Source organism: Pseudomonas sp. efr-133-TYG-103a, from assembly GCF_030209235.1.
GTDB lineage: Bacteria > Pseudomonadota > Gammaproteobacteria > Pseudomonadales > Pseudomonadaceae > Aquipseudomonas.
Genome location: NZ_JARVSK010000035.1, coordinates 1 through 18,616 on the forward strand (window position 1 = coordinate 1; position 18,616 = coordinate 18,616).

Genomic DNA, 18,616 nt, shown 5'->3' on the forward strand with positions numbered 1-18,616 from the left:
ATTGGTTCCTCCTGAGGAAAGGTCAGAAGGTGTAAACCTTATTCAGGACGGGACATTGAACACAAAAAAGGCGCCTCGATGGGCGCCTTTTTTGTTTATGCGGTCAGTCTTCAGACCGGCATGTTGCGGCCGTAGAAAATCTCCAGCATTTCGTGCTTCACGCGGCCAGTGACCTGTTCGCGCTGCTCCGGCGAAAGGTTGCTGGTCGCATCGCCGAACAGGTAGTTATCCAGTTCGAACTGCTTGAGCAGCATCTTGGTGTGGAACAGGTTTTCCTGATACACATTCACGTCAGTCATCTGGTAGCTGTCGCGGGTGTCTTCGGAGAGGTAGTTCTGAATCGAGTTGATCTCGTGATCGATGAAGTGCTTCTTGCCTTCTACGTCACGGGTGAAGCCGCGCACGCGATAGTCGACGGTGACGATGTCGGACTCGAACTTGTGAATCAGGTAGTTCAGCGCCTTGAGCGGGGAAATCACGCCGCAGGTCGATACGTCGATGTCCACACGGAACGTCGCAATGCCGTCGACCGGGTGAATCTCGGGATAGGTGTGAACCGTGATGTGGCTCTTGTCCAGGTGCGCAAGGATAGTCTCCGGCAACGGACCTGGGGATTCTTCGATCTGGCTGTCGGTTGGCGTAACCGGTTGCTCGGAGATCAAGATCGTGACACTGGCGCCTTGTGGGTCGTAGTCCTGACGGGCGATGTTCAGGATGTTCGCGCCAATGATATCGACAACATCAGTGAGAATCCGCGTCAGGCGCTCAGCGTCGTACACGCTGTTGATGTACTCGACGTAGGCCTGCTGATCCTGCGGGGTTTCCGCATAGCAGATGTCATAGATGTTGAAGCTCAAGGTCTTAGTCAGGTTATTGAACCCGTGGAGCTTGAGTTTGCTTTTCACCGTTAAAAACTCTCTATATGGGTGCGGCCCAGGCCGCGTGATCAAGCATGCCCGTCAACTGAGCCCGGCTCAGCTGCGTAGGACGGTTAACACCTCTTCGCGTTGGCGATTTTGGTTGTCTGGTCGGAGGCGAGCCAGGAAGGTCCCGGCAGTCGCGCCCTGAAAAAGGGGCGCATTATGCAGACGTCAGAAGTCGCATGCCATAGCCTGCGCCGCTTTTATGAAAATTGGGCGTTGATCAGCCCAGCTCGATGATTTCGTAATCGTGGGTAATTTCCACGCCTGCGTTACCGAGCATGATCGACGCGGAACAGTATTTCTCGGCCGACAGTTCGATGGCCCGCTTGACCTGAGTCTCTTTCAGACCGCGGCCTTTGACGACGAAATGCAGGTGGATCTTCGTGAACACTTTCGGATCCTCGGTCGCGCGCTCGGCTTCAAGGAACGCTTCGCAGCTTTCGATCGGCTGGCGTGCTTTCTTCAGGATGCTGACCACGTCGAAGTTGCTGCAGCCACCCAGACCGATCAGCACCATCTCCATAGGGCGCACGCCCAGATTGCGACCGCCGCTTTCCGGCGGACCATCCATGACAACCACGTGACCGCTGCCGGACTCGCCAAGGAACATGGCCTCACCCGCCCATTGAATACGCGCCTTCATCGCCAGGACTCCCATGCTAGAAAAAAGGCGGCCAGCTTAGCACAGGGCCGCGATGTCGCAGCGTCGACCGGAAATGCCGATCCGCGACAGAAACGTAGGAAATTTCGGAAAAAATGGCAATTTGCCGCTGTGGAACTGTGTCAAATCGGAAATACTGCCGATACCTATAAGAATGCCTCCGGGCGCAGTTTTTTACGGGATACAGCCATGGTCGCCATGACCCCTCCGAACAAGTTGAAAATCGCCGACAAGCTTCTCCCCTACGCACAACGGAGGCGATGCCCAGCCAAAAGCAACATCATCTGTGCCGGAGAGCAGTCGGAGTCGCTGTACCTGATTATCAAGGGTTCGGTGACGATCCTGATCGAGGATAACGAAGGCCGGGAGATGATCGTTGCCTACCTCAATAGCGGCGATTTCTTCGGCGAACTGGGACTTTTCCAGCAAGCGCCGAGCGGCTCACAGCGAAGCGCATGGGTGCGCGCCAAAACGGAATGCGAAGTGGCCGAGATCAGCTACGCCAAATTCCGCGAGCTGAGTCAGCACGATCCCCAATTGATGTACGCCATAGGCGGACAAATGGCGGAGCGTTTGCGCAATACCACGCGCAAAGTGGGCGACCTGGCGTTTCTGGACGTGACCGGTCGCGTTGCGCGCAGCCTGCTGGACCTGTGCAAGCAACCGGACGCGATGACTCACCCCGACGGCATGCAAATCAAAATCACCCGTCAGGAAATCGGCCGGATCGTCGGGTGCTCGCGGGAAATGGTCGGGCGGGTGCTCAAGTCACTGGAAGAACAGAATCTGGTGCATGTGCGCGGCAAGACGATGGTGGTGTTTGGCACGCGTTGAATTCGCGAGCTGCAGAGGCAAGTTTCAGAGCTGAGCGAATATGCGTGCGTACCGGTCGCTCAAACGAGAGACGAAATCCGGCGCGGCGAACAGCTCGTGCAACGCTATATGACTGTCCGCTCGGCATCGCTGCTCCAGATCACACATCTGGTTGAAGCGGTTGACGGCATTCACCATCTCCAGCCGCTCGTTGTCGAGCAGCATTGCACCATGAGCCAAAACCACGGGCCGCTGACCGCCCTGGCTCTGGCGCCAGCGCTGAGCCGTACCGACCATTTTGCGACCGCTCAGGTTAACGTTGAATCGACCGTCGCAGAACGCACCATCTACCTCGCCGAGAGACGCCTCGCCGCCCAGTTCCGTCAACACATCGAGCATCGGCTGACACAAGCGCATGTAAGCTTTTTCAATGCGGTCGCGATCCAGGTCGGATTTGGGCTGAACGTAGACGAGCGCCACGTTTACCGTGGCCGGAGACTGCGGAACCGGTTCGCCGCCGCTTTCGCGCAGCAAAATGGGCCAGCCGATATCAGACAGGGTTTCGCTGGCTTCCGTGAAACCGCCTGATCGACTGAGGCGGCGCGGCATCACCAAGGCGTGATCGGAAGGCCGCCAGAACAACAACCCGTAATCGGCATCTCCCGCGCAGACCGAAGCCAGCAAGTCCTGCTCGGCCTTGAGCCCTTCTTCTACGCCGATGTCGATCACTTGAGCGGTCATGTTGCCTCCAACCTGAATGAGCCAATGCCTCTGCAGGAACGGGCGGGCATTCGACGAGGCCATTTCCGTCAACCTCGTCAGCACCTGAAGCTCAGGCGGGTGCCGGCACGATTTTTCCTGCAGATATAGCGGTATGGATCGTGTTCAATCCAGGGAGATGGATTTGATCGCAGTGCCTTTTTCAGGGAAGAACAGACGCTGCAACTCCACACCCGGTTTTTCAGCGCGCATGAATGCCTCGCCGACCAGGAACGAATACACCTCGTTGATTTCCATCAACTCGACATCGGCGCGGTTGAGAATCCCGCTTTCGGTGACCACCAGGCGATCGCGCGGAATACGCGGCAACAGATCGAGCGTGGTTTCCAGGCTGACCTCGAACGTGTGCAGGTTGCGGTTGTTGATGCCGACAAGCGGCGTGTCCAGGGTTTTCAGCGCACGCTCCAGCTCATCGCCATCGTGAACTTCGACCAGGACGTCGAGCTTGTTGGCTTTGGCGACCGCTGCCAGTTCGGCCATCTTCACGTCATCCAGCGCCGACACGATCAGCAGGATGCAGTCGGCGCCCAGAGCTCGAGCTTCGACGATCTGATAAGGATCGATCATGAAATCCTTGCGGATCACCGGCAGCTTGCAGGCACCGCGTGCTTCTTTCAGATAGGCATCGGCGCCCTGAAAGAAGTCGATATCCGTCAGCACCGAAAGGCAGGTTGCGCCGCCGGCTTCATAACTTCTGGCGATTTCGGCCGGCTGGAAGTTTTCCCGGATCACGCCTTTGCTCGGCGAAGCTTTTTTGATCTCGGCAATCACGGCCGGTTGCTTTCGCTTGGCCTGCTCGATCAACGCCGTGGCGAACCCCCGCGGCGCATCGGCAGTGGCGACCAGCGTCTCCAGCTCGGAAAGACTGACGCTGGCACGTCGTGCGGCCACTTCCTCGGCCTTGCGGGCGAGAATCTTTTCCAACACCGTCGGCACGCTCATCCTTCGTTCTCCTGCTTGAATACCGCGGTAAAAGCACCCAACTCTTCCAGCTTTTCGCGGGCAAGGCCCGTGTGCAGTGCGTCATGTGCAAGTGCCACGCCTTCTTTCAACGAAGAGGCATGATCTGCAGCATAGAGCGCGGCGCCTGCATTGAGCACAATCATTTCAGCGGCTTTCTGCCCGTGCTCGGTCTTGCGGCGCCCCAACGCGTCGCGGATCAGTTCCAGCGACTGCGCCGGGCTGTCGACCACCAACCCGAACAAACTCTGGCTTTTCATGCCCAGATCTTCGGGTTGCACAGAATATTCGGTCACTTCACCGTTCTTCAGTTCCGCGACGAACGTCGGCGCGGCAAGGCTGAACTCGTCCAGACCATCCTGAGAGTGCACGACCAGCACATGTTTGCTGCCCAGCCGCAGCATGACTTCGGCCAGAGGCCGGCACAGCGCCTGGCTGAACACGCCGATCACCTGATGCTTCACGCCTGCGGGGTTGGTCATCGGGCCGAGCATGTTGAACAGTGTGCGCAGGCCCAGCTCTTTGCGCGGGCCGGCGGCATGCTTCATCGCGCCGTGATGCGTCTGCGCGAACATGAAACCAATGCCCACGCTGTCGATGCAGCGCGCGACCTGTACCGGCGTCAGGTTGAGGTAGACACCGGCCGCTTCGAGCAGATCGGCACTGCCGCTCTTGCCCGATACCGCCCGGTTGCCGTGCTTGGCAACGGTGCAACCCGCCGCCGCGATGACGAACGACGCGGCTGTCGAGACGTTGAAGATGTTCGCCCCGTCGCCGCCGGTGCCGACGATGTCGACCACGCCATCCAGTGTGCCGAGCTGGACCTTGTCCGCCAGCTCGCGCATGACCGAAACCGCACCGACGATTTCATCGATGCTTTCGCTCTTCATGCGCATGCCCATCAGAAAAGCGCCGATCTGCGCCTGCGTGCACTGCCCGGTCATGATTTCGCGCATGACGTCGCGCATTTCATCGGTGCTCAGGTCCAGGTGGTTAACGACACGGCCCAGCGCCGTTTTTATATCCATAGCCATTTCGAAGTGTCCTTAACCCTGACGAGTGCCGCCGGTCTGCTTGAGGAAGTTGGCGAACAGCTCATGACCCTGCTCGGAGAGGATCGACTCGGGGTGGAACTGCACCCCCTCGACGTTCAACGTTTTGTGGCGCAAGCCCATGATTTCGTCGACCGAGCCGTCTTCCAGCTGAGTCCAGGCCGTCACTTCCAGGCAGTCGGGCAGCGTCTCGCGCTTGACCACCAGCGAGTGGTAACGCGTCACGGTCAATGGATGTTTCAGGCCCTCGAACACGCCTTTGTCTTCGTGGATCAGATCGCTGGTCTTGCCGTGTATCACCTGACGGGCGCGCACCACGTCGCCGCCAAACGCCTGGCCGATGGACTGATGCCCCAGGCAGACGCCCAGGACAGGCAATTTGCCGGCAAAATGTTTGATGACATCAAGGGAAACGCCCGCTTCATTCGGCGTGCAAGGGCCCGGCGAGACGACGATGCGCTCCGGGTTGAGGGCTTCGATTTCGGCAACGGTCAACTCGTCGTTGCGGATCACTTTAACGTCGGCACCCAGTTCACCGAGGTACTGCACGACGTTATAAGTGAAGGAGTCGTAGTTATCGATCATCAGCAGCATGGTGCTTAACCTTTTGAATTACTGACTTCTAACGTGGCCTTCGATTCTCGGTCCACGGTTGTGCACGGTGGGTCGCGGGACGTGGTCCGGCGAGGCAGTGCTGACCGAGGTTTCAGAAGGCATATCAATACAGGTCCGGCATGGCCGGCAGGGGAATAGTCAGGCGCGCCAACGCCAACGGGCGTGAGCCTTGATAACGCGCATCAAGAGTTTGCTGACAATCGACACAGGAAAGGTCTCGTTCATACGTTGCCGCACAGTAGCGTACCGACGCATAGGGCGCAATATCACCGTGCCCCGGTGGCGCGGGCCGAGCGCTATTTGGCTGGATTTGGACGTACTGTTCAAGAATCAGATCCGGGATATTGGGCAGGCGCAGAAACCGCACATGAAAAGCGGGCACACGGCCCGCTTTCACCGATCAGAACATCACGCCTCGGGCGTTTGTTCTGCCAACGCCACGGCGCGGAACATCGCGCGGCGTTTGTTCAGGGTTTCTTCCCACTCAAGCGCGGGCACCGAATCAGCGACAATACCGCCACCGGCCTGCACGTGCAGTTCGCCGTTCTTGATCACGGCAGTACGGATGGCAATCGCCGTGTCCATGTTGCCGTTCCAGGCGAAGTACCCCACCGCGCCGCCGTACACGCCACGTTTGACCGGTTCCAGCTCGTCGATGATTTCCATCGCGCGAATCTTCGGCGCGCCGGACAGCGTGCCCGCCGGCAGAATGGCGCGCAGTGCATCCATCGCCGTCAGCCCGCTTTTCAGCTGGCCGGTCACGTTGGAAACGATGTGCATGACGTTGGAATAACGCTCGATGACCATCTTCTCGGTGAGTTTCACCGAGCCGACTTCCGAGACGCGCCCGGTGTCGTTGCGGCCCAGGTCGATCAGCATCAGGTGTTCGGCGATCTCTTTATCGTCGGACAACAGGTCGACTTCCAGCGCGTGGTCGGCTTCCTCGGTCGCGCCGCGGGGACGCGTACCGGCGATCGGACGCACGGTGATCAGGTTGTCTTCGACGCGCACCAGCACTTCCGGCGAACTGCCGACGACATGGAAGTCGCCGAAGTTGAAGAAGTACATGTACGGCGTCGGGTTGAAGCAACGCAGCGCGCGGTAGAGGTCGATCGGTGCAGCCTTGAAATCGATGGACATGCGCTGGGAGGGCACGACCTGCATGCAGTCGCCCGCCAGGATGTATTCCTTGATGGTGTCGACGGCTTTTTCGTAATCCGCTTGAGTGAAGCTCGACCGGAATACCGGATCTGCCGCTTGCGGACGGGTCAGGTCCAGGCCGCGCCGCGGGGTGATGGGCTGACGGAGTTTCTCCATCAGTTGCTCAAGCCGTGCCAGACCGCTCTCATAGGCCTGCGGCTGCGCCGGATCGACCAGCACGATGGCGTGCATCTTGCCGGCCAGGTTGTCGAACACCACGACCGCATCGGACACCATCAGCAGGATATCCGGGACACCGAGTGGGTCCGGGTTCGGACATTTACCCAGGCGTGGTTCGACATAACGTACGCAGTCGTAGCCGAAGTAACCCACCAGACCGCCATTGAAACGAGGCAGGCCGGGAATGGTCGGGACGTTGTAACGGGCCTTGAAGGTTTCGACGAACGCCAGCGGGTCTTCGGTTTCGAGGGTTTCGATTTCGACGCCGTCGTGGGTGACGCTGATCCTGTGATCGTATGCGCGCATCACGGTGCGGCATGGCAGCCCGATGATCGAGTAACGGCCCCACTTCTCGCCGCCCTGCACCGACTCCAGCAGATAGGAGTTCGGCTCGTCGGCGAGTTTGAGGTAGATCGACAGCGGCGTGTCGAAGTCGGCCAGGGTTTCGTGGGCAAGCGGAATGCGGTTGTAGCCGTCAGCGGCCAAACGCAGGAATTCTTCGCGGGTCATGTCAGCCTCGTGGTCTGAGGGTAAAACGGTCAGGTGTGCAAACGCGCCGGAGGGTCCGGCCAGATTCCAGTCAGGCGCGCCAACGCCAGCGGGCCAGGGCCTTGATGACTTTCATCCAGAGTTTGCGAGTGACCACCACGATGGATTCTCTAAAGGAGGGGGGTTGAACGTCGGGCAACGTTATCTCAGCCCCAAGATCTAAGCAACCGGGAATCAGTTTGCGCAAATCGTCGATCACCAGCGCCGGTGATTCCTCGGCAATCGGGCGACCGTGGTTGTAGCCATAGCTCATTGCAACACAGGCCACACCGGCCGCTTTCGCCGCCAGAACATCGTTACGCGAGTCACCGACAAACAGCGATTGCGAGCCCGGAACACCGGCCATTTTCATGACGAAGAACAACGCGGCGGGATCGGGCTTCTGCTGTGGCAGCGTATCGCCGCCGACGATCCAGCGGAAAAAACGTCCCAGCTTCATGTCATCGAGCAGCGGCGCCACGAAGCGCTCGGGCTTATTGGTGATCAGGGCCATTTCGACGCCCTTCTTCTGCAACCACTTGAGGGTCTCGCGCACGCCGGGGTAAACCTTGGTCAAGGCATGGTTCTCGCCGTAGGCTTCCATGAAGATGGCCAGTGCCGCTTCAGTGGATGCCTCGTCGACGCCTGAGTGGTCCATGTCGTTGGCCAGCGCGCGTCGTACCAGCACGCGTACGCCGTTACCGATCCAGTTGCGAACACGTTCGATGCCCGCCGGGGCATGCCCGAGCTGAATCAGAGTCTTGTCCACGGCTGCGGCCAGATCCGGCACCGAGTCGACGAGTGTGCCGTCCAGATCGAACATGATCAGCTTGGGCAGACGACCCGGGAACAGCTGCTCGAAGCCGCTCATCAACGAGCCAGCGCCAGTTCTGCACGCATTTTCTCAATGACTTCCCGGTAGTCGGGCGCATTGAAGATGGCGGAGCCGGCAACAAACGTATCGGCGCCGGCAGCGGCGATTTCACGGATGTTGTTGACGTTGACGCCGCCGTCGATCTCAAGGCGGATGTCACGACCGGAGGCATCGATCAGCGCGCGGGCTTCGCGCAGCTTGTTGAGCGTGCCGGGAATGAATTTCTGACCGCCGAAACCCGGGTTGACGCTCATGAGCAGGATCATGTCGACCTTGTCCATGACGTATTCGAGCAGGTTCAGCGGAGTCGCCGGATTGAACACCAGGCCGGACTTGCAGCCGCCTTCGCGGATCAGTTGCAAGGAGCGGTCGATGTGCTGGGTCGCTTCCGGGTGGAAGGTGATGTAGGTGGCGCCCGCTTCGACGAAGTCGCCGATGATACGGTCAACCGGGCTGACCATCAGGTGCACGTCGATGGGCGCGGTGATGCCGTACTTGCGCAGCGCCGCACACACCATCGGGCCGATGGTCAGGTTAGGGACGTAGTGGTTGTCCATGACATCGAAGTGGACGATGTCGGCACCGGCGGCCAGGACATTGTCGACTTCCTCACCCAGACGGGCGAAATCGGCGGACAGAATCGACGGAGCAATTGCGAAGGGCTGCATGACGCACCTTTTATGAGCGAAATCACGGTGGCGCGCATTGTACTCCAAGAGTTTGAAACGTGCGTCGCGTGGCGGATGAATGCGGTGTCAGGTGCAAGCAATCCGCCCCGATACACGGAACCTGTGGGGGTGAGCTCGCTCACGAACGCTGAGCGCCAACCACTGCATCTCGGCAGCATGCACTTGCCTCTTCCCGGCTGAAGCCGGTCCAACAGACACTGCATATCTTCCGTAGGACCGGCTTCAGCCGGGAAGGCGTCGGGGATTACGCCATTGACAGGAGGGGCTTTAAAGACAGTTGGCTCACGCCTACAGTGGATCAGCGTCGAGCCATTGCTGCATGCCCGACGCCGTCACGTTATGGAATCAGTCGACCAGCGCTTCTTCCTTCATGCGCACAGGCTTGGTGGCGGGTTTAGGCTCAGCCCCTTTGAGGTCTTTGCTGAACGTCCCGTCCACCTCGCCTTTGAAGAAGTTCTTGCCGTAGATCAGCAGGCAGAGCACGACGCCAATGCCGAACGCCCAGCTCGCCCCTTTGATCGCCAGCACCGCGCCGATTACCCCGGCAATGCCCAGGTCGCGCTGGCTGCGGGCTTCGAGAATGCCCAGGCGCACGCTCACATAACCCTGAATCAGCAGGGTCAGCGACAGTGCGACACCGAGGATCGGCTGGACCAGCGTCACCACTGGCAGCAACAGCAGACCGGTATTGGTGCCCCAACGGAAAGACCCCACGCCACCGATGATCGATTGCATGGCCTTGGGGCCGCCTTTGAAACGCTCGATGACGACAACCAGCATCGCTGCCCATTTCGGGCCACACATGGCGACATCCGGCCCGAAGATGCTCATGAAGGCGTTTCGAGCACCGAAAATCAGGTGCGCGCGATCCGGGTTGTAGTCCACCACCTCATCGGTGCGAACGGTTTCTGCCTCATCGAGCAGCGATTTGGCACTCAGCACATCACCAAAAACGATGATGTAAACCGCCAGCATGGTCGGCAGTGCGGAAATGAACATCGACAGCGGCGGCATGCCCAGACCGAACACGGTGTAGTCATGCCACAGTCCGGCGAAGTCTGGCTTGCTGATGCCCCACTGAATCGTCGGCCAGGGCGCTTCGCCAAAGAGCGGCGCGATCACCACGGCCAGCAGGATGATCGGCAGAATCCCGAGCTTGGCGAAATTCCACCAGAAGCGGTTGCGCTGTTTGAGGTCGTTGAAATGCTGGGAGAAGATCAGATAGAAGGCGATGCCCACCGCGATCGAGATCGTCCAGGGCAGGACATTGAATTTGCCGCCCACCTGAAACACCGCGATCACTGCGCTCAGGCCAGCACCCACGATGATCCCGGACTTGATCGCGGACGGCACGTATTCAACCACCTTCTTCGCCATACCCGTCGCACCGAGCGCAATCGAAAAAACGCCCAGCATCAACTGAAACGCGATCAGCGCATGGACACGCTCCGGGCCCATCGGGAACTGCGCGCAGTAGGCCATCAGCAAAGGCACGGCAGGCGTGATCCATCCCGGCACCGTCGGATCGCCGAGCAAATGATGCGTGAGATAAAGCAGCCCGTTGAGCATGACCACCGCCAGCGCGACCTCGAAGGGCATGCCCAGCAGCTCGGTCATCAGCGGGATGGCCGCCAGGTCCACGGCGCACATCAGCAGGCCCTGGAGGTAGTCCGGCATCTCGAATTTGTAGTGAATGAACGGCAACCGCACCTTGAAAGGGCCGAGCGGGATGTACGGGCTTTCGCTCCGTGCCTGGGGAGTGTTGGACATATGTGCACCTGTCTTATTGGTCTTATTTGTGGGTCTTGTAGCGACGACGCCCGGACATTCGCTCGGGCATCGCAGTTCGCGTCGATCAATAGGCGGCGCGGTAGATTTTTTCGATATCGCCAGCGGTGAGCTTGCGCGGGTTATTGCGCATCAGACGGTCGATCTTGCTGGCCTCTTCGGCCATTGCAGGAATCGCGTCTTCGGGCACATTGAAGCTGCGCATGCCGGACGGAATGTCCACTGCGGCGCACAGATCGGCCATGGCTTTGACGGCCTGATCCGCTGCCTCTTTATCGCTCAGATGGGCGACGCGCACGCCCATGGCCTCAGCGATATCGCGGAATCGCTCCACGCAAGCCATCTTGTTCCACTCCATGACGTAAGGCAGCAGCAACGCGTTGCTGACGCCGTGGGCAATATTGAAACGCCCGCCCAGCGGATACGCCAACGCATGCACCGCGCCGACGCCCGCATTACCGAACGCCATGCCCGCCATCAGACTCGCGGTTGCCATGTCTTCGCGCGCCTGGAGACTGGCGGGATTGGCGTAGGCCTTGGGCAACGCCTTGGCGATCAGCTTGATAGCGCCCAGCGCGATCGCGTCAGTGATCGGCGACGCATTCACCGACAGATAGGACTCGATGGCATGCACCAGCGCATCGACACCGCTGGCGGCTGTGACGCTGCGCGGGCAAGTCAGGGTCATCACCGGGCTGACCAGCGCGACGTCGGGCAACAGATAATCGCTGACGATGCCTTTTTTCAACTGCGCCTGTTTGTCCGAGAAGATCGCCACGTTCGTGACTTCCGAACCGGTGCCCGCTGTTGTCGGAATGGCAATGAGCGGCGGGCCTTTGCGCTTGACCAGGTCGACGCCAAACAGCTCGGTCAACGGACCTTCATGGCCGGCGAAAGCGGCCACCCCTTTGGCGATGTCGATGGCGCTGCCGCCCCCAAGGCCGATCAGGCCGTCGTGAGCACCGTCTCGATACGCGCGGGTGCAGTCTTCGACGATGGAGATTTCCGGCTCGGGTTTGACCTGATCGAAAATGCCATGACGACGGCCGCCCAACTGCGCGAGGGCAAGATCGACAGTGCCGGACTTGACCAGAATGGCATCGGTCACGATCAGTGGATTATTGACATTGAGGCGAGTCAGCTCGGCGGCGAGTTGCTCGATCGCGGCAGGGCCGGTGATCAGTTTGTTGGCGATTTTGAAGGCGCTGATAGCGGAGGCAGAAATGCTCATCGGGCTCGTCCTGTGTGCGTTGTTTTATTGGAAGACGTGCGGGATGAGATAGCGAAAGCTGTGCCAATCGGCGCAAAGCCCCGTGACAGAAGGCTTGGCGCGAATCACGCGCCGTTCGAAGGGAGATTTGGGGGTCGGTTGCGATCAGTTTTCTGATCGGTTCGGGCGGGCTTGATTGAAATTCTAATCAGAACGCTCCCAGCGCTTCATCTTCTGCACCACGGTCGCCTGGCTGACACCCAGCGCCTTGGCCGCCAATCGGGTGGTCTTGTGCAACTGCAGAGCGGCACGAATGGCAGAACGCTCGGCATTTTCCAGCACTTTGCGCAGCGGCAGACGGCTGTCGTCGGTGTTTTGCGGGTCGAGATTGAGGATCTCTTCGGGCAAATCCAGCGCCTCGATGACAGGGCTCTGGCTGGTCACCACAAGGCGCTCGACGATATTGATCAGCTCGCGGATGTTGCCCGGCCAGGTGTACTCGCACATCAGGTCCAGCGCTTCGAGGCTGAACTGCACCTGCCGTTGATAGCGGCCGTTGAACGTCTCGAGGTAGTAATGCAGCAGCGGAGCAATCTCCTCGCTGCGCTCGCGTAACGCCGGAATTTGAATGGGCACGACGTTCAGCCGGTAGTACAGGTCCGCACGAAAGCGCCCTTGCGCCACCAACTGCTTGAGGTCGTGATGGGTGGCGCTGATGATGCGCACGTCCACTTCCTTGAGCTCGAGGCCGCCGACCGGAATGAAACGGTTTTCTTCAATGACCTTGAGCAGCTTGACCTGAACCGGCAGCGGCAAGTCTCCGATTTCGTCGAGAAACAAGGTGCCGTGATGTGCCAGCTCCAGAAGACCCCGCTTGCCTTTCGGCCCCGCGCCGGTAAATGCGCCCGGCGCGTAGCCGAACAGTTCGGCTTCGATCAGGTTCTCTGGCAACGCGCCGCAGTTCAGCGCCAGAAAAGGCTCGCTCGACCGTGCGCAGGTGTTGTGAATGAACTGGGCGACGAGGGTTTTGCCGACACCGGTTTCGCCTTGCAGCAGGACTTTCACGTCGCTGCTGGCCACCTGACGCGCCAGCGCAAAAACCCGGCCGGAGACTTCCTGATCCGCCATGAGCGGTGAGTGCAAGAGATTGTCGCGCTGACCGGCGTGCAGCTTGGCGGTACTGTTGCGCAATTGCTTGAGCTGCTGGAGTTCGTCGCGCTCATGCTTCATGCGCAGCAGCTCGGTCATGTCGCGGACGGTGCTGACGACGTAGGAAATCCGGTGGTCGTTGTCGAGAATCGGCGTGGCGCTGACCAGGAGTTTTTTACCTTGGCTCAGGCTCTGCATCACCGACACCGGGCGGCCTTCCTGCAAAACGCGCAATGACGCGGACTGCGAAATCACGCCCTCCTTGACCAACTCCTGCATGGGCCGTCCGATCAGAGCCGCGCCGCTCAGCCCGGTCAGGCGCTCATACGCCTGATTGACCTTGAGCGTCTTGCCGTCGCCGTCGGTGATGTAAACGCCGTCGTGCAAAGCGTTGAGCAGTTCTTCGAAACTGGCGTCGTTGACGTTCACCGACAGGGCTCCATACGTGTGTGGGAGCGGTGAAGTTTAAACGGTGTGGCGGGAGTTGTTGATTGTTCCCACGCTCCGCGTGGGAATCCATCTCGTGACGCCCTTCATGCCCACGCAGAGCGTGGGCACGATCATCGCGATACGGCGGACGCCGTTATTCCACCACCGCCGTGCGCAATTTCTCGCTGCGTCCGCGCAGCCACTCCAGCACCAGCAGCAATATGACGGAGAAGCCGATCAGCAAGGTGGCGGCCGCTGCGATAGTCGGGCTGAGGTTTTCGCGAATGCCGCTGAACATCTGCCGCGGCAGCGTTGCCTGCTCGGGCCCGGCCAGAAACAGCGTCACCACGACCTCATCGAACGACGTCGCGAAGGCAAACAGTGCGCCTGAAATAACGCCAGGCGCGATCAACGGCAGCGTCACGCAACGGAACGCCGTCACGGGCGATGCGCCGAGACTGGCGGCAGCGCGCACCAGGTTGTAATTGAAGCCTTGCAGCGTGGCCGACACCGTGATGATCACGAACGGGACACCCAATACCGCATGCACCAGAATCAGCGAGGTGTAGCTGTTGCCCAGGCCCAGCGGCGCGAAGAACAGGTAGCTTGCGACACCCACGATCACCACCGGGACCACCATCGGCGAGATCACCAGCGCCATGACCAGCGATTTGCCGGGGAAGTTGCTGCGGGTCAGGCCAATCGCCGCCAAGGTGCCGAAACCCATGGCCAGCAGCGTGGCGGCCGGCGCGACGATCAGGCTGTTCTTCAACGAGCGCATCCACTCCGCCGAGCCGAAGAAATCCTGATACCAGTGCAGCGAAAAGCCCTGCAGTGGGTAGACCAGAAAGCTGCCGGAGTTGAACGAAAGCGGCACGATTACCAGCACTGGCAGGACCAGAAACAGCAGAATCAGCCCGCACAGGATGCGCAGCGTGTAAAACCAGACCCGCTCGATGGGCGAGGAATAAGGGCTCAACATGTCAGTCTCCTCAGCTCAGACGCAGGCGGCTGGCGCCGACCAGCCAGCTATAGATCAGGTACAGCACCACGGTTGCCAGCAGCAGCAAGCCGCCCAGCGCAGTCGCCATGCCCCAGTTGATGCTGGTGTTGGTGTAGAACGCGACGAAGTAGCTGACCATCTGATCGTTCGGGCTGCCCAGCAGCGCCGGCGTGATGTAGTAGCCAATCGACAGAATGAACACCAGCAGGCATCCCGCACCCACACCGGCGTAGGTCTGCGGGAAGTACACGCGCCAGAAGCTTGCAAACGGGTTGCAACCCAGTGAAATCGCGGCCCGCATGTACGTGGGCGAAATGCCCTTCATAACGCTGTAGATCGGCAGGATCATGAACGGCAGCATGATGTGCACCATCGAGATGTAGACACCGACCCGGTTGAACACCAGCTCGAGCGGCTTGTCGATGATGCCCATCGCCATGAGCGCGCCGTTGATCAGGCCGCTGGATTGCAACAAGACGATCCAGGCCGCGACACGGACCAGAATCGACGTCCAGAACGGCAACAGCACAAGAATCATCAGCAGGTTGCTCTGGCGTGCAGGCAGGTTGGCGAGCAGATAGGCCAGTGGATACGCGAGGAACAGGCAGATCACGGTGATGACCAGGCCCATCCAGAAGGTGCGGGCGAAGACGTCGATGTAGATGGCCTGATCCGGGGTCGCGGGCGCCACTTCACCGAGGTCATCGATGCGATGGTCGACAGCGGCCAGCAAGTAATAGGGGGTGAAGCTCGAGGTATTGCGACGCACGGCCTGCCAGTACGCGGGGTCGCCCCAACGTTCATCGATGGCTTCCAGCGCCTCTTTGTAGGAAACAGGTTCTTCCTTGAAGGGCAGCGCGCGGGCGGTTTTCGCCAGCAGACTGCGATAACCGGCCAGCTCCTGGTTCAGGCGCTTGGACAGGTCACCCAATGTCTGATTCTTGCGGGCATCGGCCAGGTCCTGGCTGGCAGCCTTGTACACCGCTTCCGATGGCAGGCCCTTGCCATCCCACTTTTCGACTTCGACAACCGTGAGCGGCATGCCGCCGACCACTTCAGGGTTGCTCACGCTTTTGTAGAGCAGCGCCGCAATCGGCACCAGAAACACCAGCAGCAGGAAAATCGCCAATGGCGCGATCAACGCCTGAGCCTTCCAGCGGTTGACGCGCTCGGCACGGGCCAGGCGTTGCTTCAAGGTCGGGCTGGCGCCTTCAGTCAGGGGCACGGCGGTGGCCATAGCGAACTCCGAAATCTTTCAACGATGGTCGACACAAGGGCGACCGTATCTGACGTACAACAAACATCACTCAAACGCTGACCGTCCGTAGCCGCCCGGTCGGACGGCTACGGCTTGTTCTATTATTTGGCAGCCCAGGAGTTGAATCGCTGCTCCAGGTTTTCGCCATTGTCGGTCCAGAAGCTCACGCTCAATTGCACCTGATCCTTGATGTTCTCAGGGGTGGTCGGGATGTTTTTCTGGTTGTCGGCGGTCAGCAGGCTTACTGCCTGGGAGTTGGCCGGACCGTAAGCGATGTTCTCGGAGTACGTCTTCTGCTGTTCAGGCTTGAGGGTGTACGCCAGGAACTTCTTGGCTTCTTCGATGTTTTTCGCGCCCTTCGGAATGGCCCAGGAGTCGAAGTCGTAGACGCCGCCGGTCCAGACGATTTTCAGGTTGCTTTCTTTCTGCACCGCAGCGATACGGCCGTTGTAGGCCGAGCTCATCACAACGTCACCCGACTGCAGGAATTGCGGTGGCTGGGCACCGGCTTCCCACCACTGGATGTTCGGCTTGAGCTCATCGAGTTTCTTGAACGCGCGGTCCTGACCGTCTTTGCTGGCCAGCACTTTGTAGACGTCTTTTGGCGCAACGCCGTCAGCCATCAGCGCGAATTCCAGGGTGTACTTGGCGCCTTTGCGCAGGCCACGCTTGCCTGGGAATTTCTTGGTGTCCCAGAAATCGACCCAGCTGGTCGGTGCGGTTTTCAGCTTGTCGGCGTTGTAGGCCAGCACGGTCGACCACACGAAGAAGCCCACACCGCAGGTCTGGATCGCGCCCGGCACGTAGTCTTCTTTTTTGCCCAGAATGGCCGGGTCGATCTCTTCGAACATGTCCTCGTCGCAACCGCGAGCCAGTTCAGGGGATTCGACCTCCACCAGGTCATAAGTCACGCTCTTGGTGTCGACCATGGCTTTGACCTTGGCCATCTCACCGTTGTATTCGCCGGCAATGATCTTGCCGTTGCCTGCCTTCTCCCAGGGTGCGTAGAAGGCCTTTTCCTGAGCAGCCTTGTTCGCGCCGCCGAAGGAAATCACAGTCAGATCGGCGGCCATGGCTTGCGCCGCACACATCATGCCGACCGATAAAGCGGTGAGCTTCAATGTCTTGAGCATTTGTTTTTCTCTCCACGAACAATGTTGGTTAAGCAATGGGGGGCGATGGGTTCGCCTCTGGGTGCATCGGGTTACGCGTGCTGCGATGAATCAATGCGCATCCTGCAGAGGGTCCAGCGCGCGAGCGTGCTCGACCTGCCATCCAATGGGCACAACGTCGCCAACGCTTAACGCCGGATCGAGCTCGGCGATGGGCTGTTTGACGAAGAAATCGGTTTTGCCGGCCACTTCCAGGCGCACGCGCACGTGATCGCCCAGGTAAATGAACTCGGCCACACGGCCCGAGAAGCGGTTGACGCAACTCTCGCTGCGGCCGTTGAGGTTCACGCGCTCCGGGCGAATCGACAGGGTGACGGCGCTGCCGGTCGCGCCCACGTTGACGGCAAGCGCTTCGACCTTTTCGCCACGCGCCAGGCCGACCACGCAGCGGTCGCCCGTCTGGCTGAGCAACGTGCCGTTGATGCGGTTGTTTTCACCGATGAAGTTGGCGACGAACGTGTTTTTCGGTTCTTCATACAGCGCGCGAGGTGGCGCGATCTGCTGGATTTCGCCTTGATGGAAGACGGCAACGCGGTCGGACATGGTCAGCGCTTCGCCCTGATCGTGGGTCACGTAGACCACCGTGACGCCCAGACGCTGATGCAGGTGCTTGATTTCCATCTGCATGTGTTCGCGCAGTTGCTTATCCAGCGCCCCAAGAGGTTCGTCCATCAGCACCAGTTGCGGCTCGAACACCAGCGCACGCGCCAGCGCCACGCGCTGCTGCTGGCCACCGGACAACTGCGCCGGGTAACGATGGGCAAAGGTGCCGAGTTGAACCATGTCCAAGGCGCGTTTGACCTTTTCGGCAACGTCCGTCTTGCTCATGCCCCGCACCGACAGCGGAAACGCGAGGTTTTCGGCCACGGTCATGTGCGGAAACAAGGCGTAGTTCTGAAACACCATGCCGATGTCGCGCTTGTGCGGCGGCACGTTGTTGATCGAACGACCGCCCAGCAGGATCTCGCCGGCAGTCGGCGTCTCGAAACCGGCGAGCATCATCAGGCTGGTGGTTTTGCCGGAGCCCGACGGGCCGAGCAAAGTGAGGAACTCGCCCTTGCGAATGTCCAGGTTGAGGTCTTTGACGATCAGGGCTTCGCCGTCGTAGCTCTTTTGCACACCACGAAAGCTGACCAGAACATCATTTGCCCCAGCGCTTGAATCGACGTTGCTCATTACCCACACCTTTGTTTAATCAACCGTGGCAACAAGCCTAGATGAGGCTGCAGGCCGCGCAAATCGGGGCGTAGGAGAGATTGGCCTAGGTGCGATGGAAGGTTTGGGGTAGGGATTGCCCTACACGGATGGCGGGGATAGGTATGCGGTTTCGAA

At 59.8% G+C, this 18,616-nt stretch carries 17 protein-coding genes; 1 reads left to right on the forward strand and 16 read right to left on the reverse strand.

All coding sequences use genetic code 11. The features are described from left to right. Positions 1–110: 110 nt before the first annotated feature. A complete protein-coding gene (gene speD, locus QRN36_RS24105) occupies positions 111–905 on the reverse strand; it encodes an adenosylmethionine decarboxylase (protein ID WP_285426342.1) in 795 nt (264 codons plus the stop codon). 238 nt (positions 906–1,143) lie between these two features. After that, positions 1,144–1,566, reverse strand: coding sequence for an OsmC family protein (locus tag QRN36_RS24110; RefSeq protein ID WP_093468752.1), 423 nt, complete (start codon positions 1,564–1,566; stop codon positions 1,144–1,146). A 207-nt stretch (positions 1,567–1,773) separates the two neighbouring features. On the opposite strand from QRN36_RS24110, the gene crp reads away from it, so the two are divergent. Next, on the forward strand, positions 1,774–2,418 hold the full coding sequence (gene crp, locus QRN36_RS24115) for a cAMP-activated global transcriptional regulator CRP (RefSeq protein ID WP_285426445.1): 645 nt from the start codon (positions 1,774–1,776) through the stop codon (positions 2,416–2,418). A gap of 24 nt (positions 2,419–2,442) precedes the next feature. Here crp and QRN36_RS24120 read toward each other — a convergent pair whose 3' ends face one another. The 14 genes from QRN36_RS24120 to QRN36_RS24185 form a co-directional block, all read right to left on the reverse strand. Continuing rightward, positions 2,443–3,138 carry a lipoate--protein ligase family protein gene (locus QRN36_RS24120; RefSeq protein WP_285426343.1) on the reverse strand — a complete coding sequence of 232 codons (696 nt, stop codon included), beginning with the start codon at positions 3,136–3,138 and terminating at the stop codon, positions 2,443–2,445. A gap of 144 nt (positions 3,139–3,282) precedes the next feature. After that, positions 3,283–4,119 carry an indole-3-glycerol phosphate synthase TrpC gene (trpC, locus tag QRN36_RS24125; RefSeq protein ID WP_285426344.1) on the reverse strand — a complete coding sequence of 279 codons (837 nt, stop codon included), beginning with the start codon at positions 4,117–4,119 and terminating at the stop codon, positions 3,283–3,285. Continuing rightward, positions 4,116–5,165, reverse strand: coding sequence for an anthranilate phosphoribosyltransferase (gene trpD, locus QRN36_RS24130; RefSeq protein WP_285426446.1), 1,050 nt, complete (start codon positions 5,163–5,165; stop codon positions 4,116–4,118). The genes trpC and trpD overlap by 4 nt, the downstream gene beginning before the upstream one ends. 18 nt (positions 5,166–5,183) lie before the next feature. Beyond that, positions 5,184–5,783, reverse strand: coding sequence for an aminodeoxychorismate/anthranilate synthase component II (locus tag QRN36_RS24135; protein ID WP_285426345.1), 600 nt, complete (start codon positions 5,781–5,783; stop codon positions 5,184–5,186). A gap of 429 nt (positions 5,784–6,212) precedes the next feature. Beyond that, entirely contained in the window at positions 6,213–7,694 is a 1,482-nt protein-coding gene (trpE, locus tag QRN36_RS24140; RefSeq protein ID WP_285426346.1) for an anthranilate synthase component I, read from the reverse strand. A 70-nt stretch (positions 7,695–7,764) separates the two neighbouring features. Further along, positions 7,765–8,583: a phosphoglycolate phosphatase gene (locus tag QRN36_RS24145; protein WP_285426347.1), complete on the reverse strand. Its 819-nt coding sequence runs from the start codon at positions 8,581–8,583 to the stop codon at positions 7,765–7,767. Continuing rightward, positions 8,583–9,254 carry a ribulose-phosphate 3-epimerase gene (rpe, locus tag QRN36_RS24150; protein ID WP_285426348.1) on the reverse strand — a complete coding sequence of 224 codons (672 nt, stop codon included), beginning with the start codon at positions 9,252–9,254 and terminating at the stop codon, positions 8,583–8,585. Before rpe ends, QRN36_RS24145 begins: the two co-directional genes overlap by 1 nt. 366 nt (positions 9,255–9,620) lie before the next feature. Beyond that, positions 9,621–11,045, reverse strand: coding sequence for a hypothetical protein (locus QRN36_RS24155; protein WP_285426349.1), 1,425 nt, complete (start codon positions 11,043–11,045; stop codon positions 9,621–9,623). Positions 11,046–11,130: 85 nt separating this feature from the next. After that, positions 11,131–12,294 carry an iron-containing alcohol dehydrogenase gene (locus tag QRN36_RS24160; RefSeq protein WP_285426350.1) on the reverse strand — a complete coding sequence of 388 codons (1,164 nt, stop codon included), beginning with the start codon at positions 12,292–12,294 and terminating at the stop codon, positions 11,131–11,133. A 183-nt stretch (positions 12,295–12,477) separates the two neighbouring features. Continuing rightward, positions 12,478–13,851: a sigma 54-interacting transcriptional regulator gene (locus QRN36_RS24165; protein WP_285426351.1), complete on the reverse strand. Its 1,374-nt coding sequence runs from the start codon at positions 13,849–13,851 to the stop codon at positions 12,478–12,480. 154 nt (positions 13,852–14,005) lie between these two features. After that, the gene (locus tag QRN36_RS24170; RefSeq protein ID WP_285426352.1) at positions 14,006–14,833 is read right to left on the reverse strand and encodes an ABC transporter permease; all 828 of its coding nucleotides are present in this window, start codon (positions 14,831–14,833) and stop codon (positions 14,006–14,008) included. A 10-nt stretch (positions 14,834–14,843) separates the two neighbouring features. Then, positions 14,844–16,091 (reverse strand): ABC transporter permease, encoded by a 1,248-nt coding sequence (locus tag QRN36_RS24175; protein ID WP_285426353.1) that lies wholly within the window; start codon positions 16,089–16,091, stop codon positions 14,844–14,846. 122 nt (positions 16,092–16,213) lie between these two features. After that, entirely contained in the window at positions 16,214–17,245 is a 1,032-nt protein-coding gene (locus tag QRN36_RS24180; RefSeq protein WP_285426354.1) for a polyamine ABC transporter substrate-binding protein, read from the reverse strand. Positions 17,246–17,335: 90 nt separating this feature from the next. Further along, the gene (locus QRN36_RS24185; protein WP_285426355.1) at positions 17,336–18,460 is read right to left on the reverse strand and encodes an ABC transporter ATP-binding protein; all 1,125 of its coding nucleotides are present in this window, start codon (positions 18,458–18,460) and stop codon (positions 17,336–17,338) included. Positions 18,461–18,616: the final 156 nt, after the last annotated feature.

What these genes read in the sequence shown, in the direction of transcription:
- QRN36_RS24120 (WP_285426343.1), bottom strand. Translation starts at nt 3,138, where the DNA reads ATGACCGCTCAAGTGATCGACATCGGCGTAGAAGAAGGGCTCAAGGCC.
- trpC (WP_285426344.1), bottom strand. Translation starts at nt 4,119, where the DNA reads ATGAGCGTGCCGACGGTGTTGGAAAAGATTCTCGCCCGCAAGGCCGAG.
- QRN36_RS24180 (WP_285426354.1), bottom strand. Translation starts at nt 17,245, where the DNA reads ATGCTCAAGACATTGAAGCTCACCGCTTTATCGGTCGGCATGATGTGT.
- QRN36_RS24170 (WP_285426352.1), bottom strand. Translation starts at nt 14,833, where the DNA reads ATGTTGAGCCCTTATTCCTCGCCCATCGAGCGGGTCTGGTTTTACACG.
- QRN36_RS24110 (WP_093468752.1), bottom strand. Translation starts at nt 1,566, where the DNA reads ATGAAGGCGCGTATTCAATGGGCGGGTGAGGCCATGTTCCTTGGCGAG.
- QRN36_RS24145 (WP_285426347.1), bottom strand. Translation starts at nt 8,583, where the DNA reads ATGAGCGGCTTCGAGCAGCTGTTCCCGGGTCGTCTGCCCAAGCTGATC.
- trpE (WP_285426346.1), bottom strand. Translation starts at nt 7,694, where the DNA reads ATGACCCGCGAAGAATTCCTGCGTTTGGCCGCTGACGGCTACAACCGC.
- rpe (WP_285426348.1), bottom strand. Translation starts at nt 9,254, where the DNA reads ATGCAGCCCTTCGCAATTGCTCCGTCGATTCTGTCCGCCGATTTCGCC.
- QRN36_RS24135 (WP_285426345.1), bottom strand. Translation starts at nt 5,783, where the DNA reads ATGCTGCTGATGATCGATAACTACGACTCCTTCACTTATAACGTCGTG.
- crp (WP_285426445.1), top strand. Translation starts at nt 1,774, where the DNA reads ATGGTCGCCATGACCCCTCCGAACAAGTTGAAAATCGCCGACAAGCTT.
- QRN36_RS24175 (WP_285426353.1), bottom strand. Translation starts at nt 16,091, where the DNA reads ATGGCCACCGCCGTGCCCCTGACTGAAGGCGCCAGCCCGACCTTGAAG.
- QRN36_RS24185 (WP_285426355.1), bottom strand. Translation starts at nt 18,460, where the DNA reads ATGAGCAACGTCGATTCAAGCGCTGGGGCAAATGATGTTCTGGTCAGC.
- trpD (WP_285426446.1), bottom strand. Translation starts at nt 5,165, where the DNA reads ATGGATATAAAAACGGCGCTGGGCCGTGTCGTTAACCACCTGGACCTG.
- QRN36_RS24160 (WP_285426350.1), bottom strand. Translation starts at nt 12,294, where the DNA reads ATGAGCATTTCTGCCTCCGCTATCAGCGCCTTCAAAATCGCCAACAAA.
- QRN36_RS24155 (WP_285426349.1), bottom strand. Translation starts at nt 11,045, where the DNA reads ATGTCCAACACTCCCCAGGCACGGAGCGAAAGCCCGTACATCCCGCTC.